Source organism: Saccharopolyspora sp. 6M (assembly GCF_020176775.1).
GTDB lineage: Bacteria > Actinomycetota > Actinomycetes > Mycobacteriales > Pseudonocardiaceae > Saccharopolyspora_C > Saccharopolyspora_C gregorii.
The window spans coordinates 1-3,020 of record NZ_JAIUJZ010000286.1 but is presented as its reverse complement, the minus strand read 5'-3'; the positions used below and the strand labels follow the sequence as shown (position 1 = coordinate 3,020).

Below are 3,020 nucleotides of genomic sequence, written 5' to 3'. Positions count from 1 at the left end.
GGCGTGGTGCTGTTGGGCGCGCCCCGCGCCCCCCCCCCCGCCCCCCCCCCCCCCCCCCCCCCCCCCCCCCCCCCCCCGGCGGTGGTCACCGGGCACCGGCCAACTCGCAGGCGGCCTGCGCCGACCGAACCTTCGGCGCCACCAGCGACCCGCGGGCCTTCCGGTAGGTGCTGCGGTCCGCAGTGGTCGGCTGCGCGGGTGCGGCGACCGCCAGCGCGCGGCGGGTGCACTGGACGCGTCTTCCGACGGAGTTCTCCTGGCCCGGCGACGAAAACCGGGCCCGGCGGGGGTGTGCCCCCCCCCGGGGGGGGGGGGGGGGGGGGGGGGGGGTTTTTTTTTGGGGGGGGGGGGGGGGGGGGGGGGGGGCGCCCCCCCCCCCCCCCGCCCGAGCGGAGGAGATGACGGGTGGACCTGCAACTGGTGCTGCCCGCGGAATCGCCGGAGCTGCCGTTCGCGGAGCTGGGCGATCTCGCGGTGGCGGCTGAGCGGCTCGGATACGGGGCGGTGTGGTTGCCGGACCACCTGCTGCCGCCGTCGCGCTACGCACCCGGCAGCTACGGCGGGATCTACGATCCGCTGGTCGCCCTGGCCGCCATCGCGGTGCGCACCCGGACGATCCGGTTGGGCACCTCGGTGCTGGTGCTGCCGATGCGCAGCCCGTTCGTCGTCGCCAAGCAGGCGGCCACGCTGGAGCGGATCTCCGGCGGCCGCTTCACCCTCGGCGTCGGCATCGGCTGGGACCGGGCGGAATTCGCCGCGGTGGGGGCCGGCTTCGCCGACCGCGGGGCGCGCGCCGACGAGGCCATCGACCTGATCCGGCACCTGCTCGGCGGTTCCGGACCGTTCCACGGCACGCACTTCCACTACGACACCGGGGTCTTCGAACCGAAGCCCGGCACACCGGTGCCGATCGTGGTGGGTGGTTCGGGGGAGCGGGCGCTGCGCCGCGCGGCCCGGTCGGGCGACGGGTGGCAGCCCATCGCTCCGGAACCCGCCACGTTCGCCGCGCGTGTCGATTGGTTGCGGGCGAACGCGGTGCGGCCGGTCCGGGTCTCGGTGCGGACGTCGTGGCTCGGCGGCGGCGCGGAGCTGGCGGCCGCGGTGGACGACGTGCACGCCTATGCCGCGGCCGGGGCCGATTCGGTCGCGGTGTGGCTGGGCTCCGACGACGGGGTGCGCGAGCGGATGGCGCGGTTCATCGCCGCCGCCGGCTGATCGCCGGAGCGATCAGCTCTCGGCCTCCGGCCGCTTCACCCCGCCCGCCAGGTCCTTCACCAGCGCGGTGACCGCGTCCAGCCCTTCCCAGTCGAGCAGCGGCGCGTAGGTGCAGATCTCCCGGATGCGGCTGTTGCGCATGGCCAGGACCAGTTCGTACTGCGCCACGATCTCCCGGGTCGCCTCGTTGTCGGTGAAGAAGGCGACGGGCACCCGGAAGAACTCGGCGAGCGCCTGGAGGTGGTGCAGGGTCGGGTTGTCCCGCTGGCCGCGGCAGAGCTGGTGCAGGTAGCCGTGCGAGATGGATTTCCCGGTGCCGGCGCTGATCTCCGCGGCGAGGCGTTCGAAGGTCGGCCACTGGGCCTGCTGCCCGGGGGCGGCGTTCTGCTGGGCGTACACGTCGATCAGGTACACCAGCTTGTCGGCGAGCGTCCGCGGCGGCTGCTCCGCCGAGCCGGGTTCCGGGTTCATCGCACCTCCACGGCGGGACCGCCGACCGTCACGCTCCGTCGTGGCCGACCGGTCCGATCCGGTTCGCCCGCGTTCCGGTCCGCCGCGAGTGCGTCCGGCGGGGTACAGGGGTCCGCACACCCGTTTTCGGCGGTGTGCGACCGACTTGCGCGGAAGAGTACCACGTGCCGGGTTCCGCTCCGGTGATCCTCTTCGCGATCCGGTCCGGGGCGTTTCGGGCACACCGGGCCGACTCCGATGCGTGATCGCACGGGGCCGTTGCGTGCTCGCTCAGGCGTCCCACGGAGTGCCGTACTTCGCGGTGAGCTCGTGGATCTCGGCGGGTTCGAGCAGGCGCGGGCGGTGCCGGCCGAGGCCGAGCAGCAGGGCTGCGACCTCCTCGATCTCCACCGCCGCGTCCACCGCCGCCGCCAGCGAGGTGCCCGCGGTGATCGGGCCGTGGTTCTGCAGCAGCGCGGCGCGGAACTCGAAGTCCAGCGCCGCGAGCGCACCGGCCTGCGCCGGATCGCCCGGTGCGGCGTACGGGACGAGCGGGGCCTGGCCGACGCGCATCACGAAGTACGGGGTCAGCGGCGGGATCGCGCTGCGCTCGGACCACGGCTGCAGGCAGGACACCGCGGAAGCGTGCCGGGAGTGCAGGTGCACCACCGCGGTGGTGGCCGGGTCGCGGCGGTAGAAGGCGCCGTGCAGCGGGAACTCCTTCGACGGCCGCGGCCCGCCGAGGTGCTCGCCGTCGAGGGACAGCTCGGCGAGCGCCGCCGGGTCGAGGTCTCCGAGGTCCGCGCCCGTCGGCGTGATCAGCATCCGGTCGCCCTCGCGGACGCTGAGGTTGCCGGAGGAGCCGGGGCTCAGGCCGAGCGCGGCGAGCTTCGCGCCCGCGGCGGCCAGTTCTGCTCGGGCGTCGCTCATGACAGCACGTCCCATGCGGTGGTGAAGATGTCGACCCCTCCGAAGTTCCCCGATTTCAGCGCCACGTCCACCGGCCTGGGCTCTCCGTCCACATCGGACTCGGTGCGGCACCAGGGCACGCCGGGCGCGATCTGCGCGCCGACGTGCAGGGTGGTGGCGCCGAGCGCGAGGACCACCGCGCCGGAGGTCTCGCCGCCCGCGACGAGCAGCCGCCGCGCGCCGTGCGCGACCAGGTCGGCGGCGCAGCGCGCCAGCGCCCGCTCCAGCAGCGCCCCGGCGGGCTCGGCGTCGTCGTCTCGCGCCGGTTCGATCTCGTCGCCGACGCCGACCGCGTAGAGCAGCGGCGGCAGCGCCGGGTCCGCCGCCCAGTGCGCGCGGACGAACTCGCCGAGCTCGGCGACGGCACCGTCGAAGTCCGCGCGCAC

Annotated in this window: 4 protein-coding genes; 1 reads left to right on the top strand and 3 read right to left on the bottom strand. The window is 75.3% G+C overall.

From position 1 onward, the window contains the following. Positions 1–405: 405 nt before the first annotated feature. Positions 406–1,215, top strand: a complete 810-nt coding sequence (locus LCD31_RS27590) for a TIGR03619 family F420-dependent LLM class oxidoreductase (protein ID WP_224962905.1) — start codon at positions 406–408, stop codon at positions 1,213–1,215. Positions 1,216–1,227: 12 nt separating this feature from the next. On the opposite strand, the gene LCD31_RS27585 is transcribed toward LCD31_RS27590, so the two are convergent. From LCD31_RS27585 to LCD31_RS27575, 3 genes are all read right to left on the bottom strand, one after another. Next, positions 1,228–1,686, bottom strand: coding sequence for a helix-turn-helix transcriptional regulator (locus LCD31_RS27585; protein WP_224962903.1), 459 nt, complete (start codon positions 1,684–1,686; stop codon positions 1,228–1,230). A 270-nt stretch (positions 1,687–1,956) separates the two neighbouring features. Beyond that, positions 1,957–2,595, bottom strand: a complete 639-nt coding sequence (locus LCD31_RS27580) for a class II aldolase/adducin family protein (RefSeq protein ID WP_224962901.1) — start codon at positions 2,593–2,595, stop codon at positions 1,957–1,959. Further along, positions 2,592–3,020: nucleotide-binding domain containing protein (locus LCD31_RS27575; protein ID WP_304615281.1), on the bottom strand; the 429-nt coding region annotated here is incomplete at its 5' end. The genes LCD31_RS27575 and LCD31_RS27580, both read right to left, overlap by 4 nt.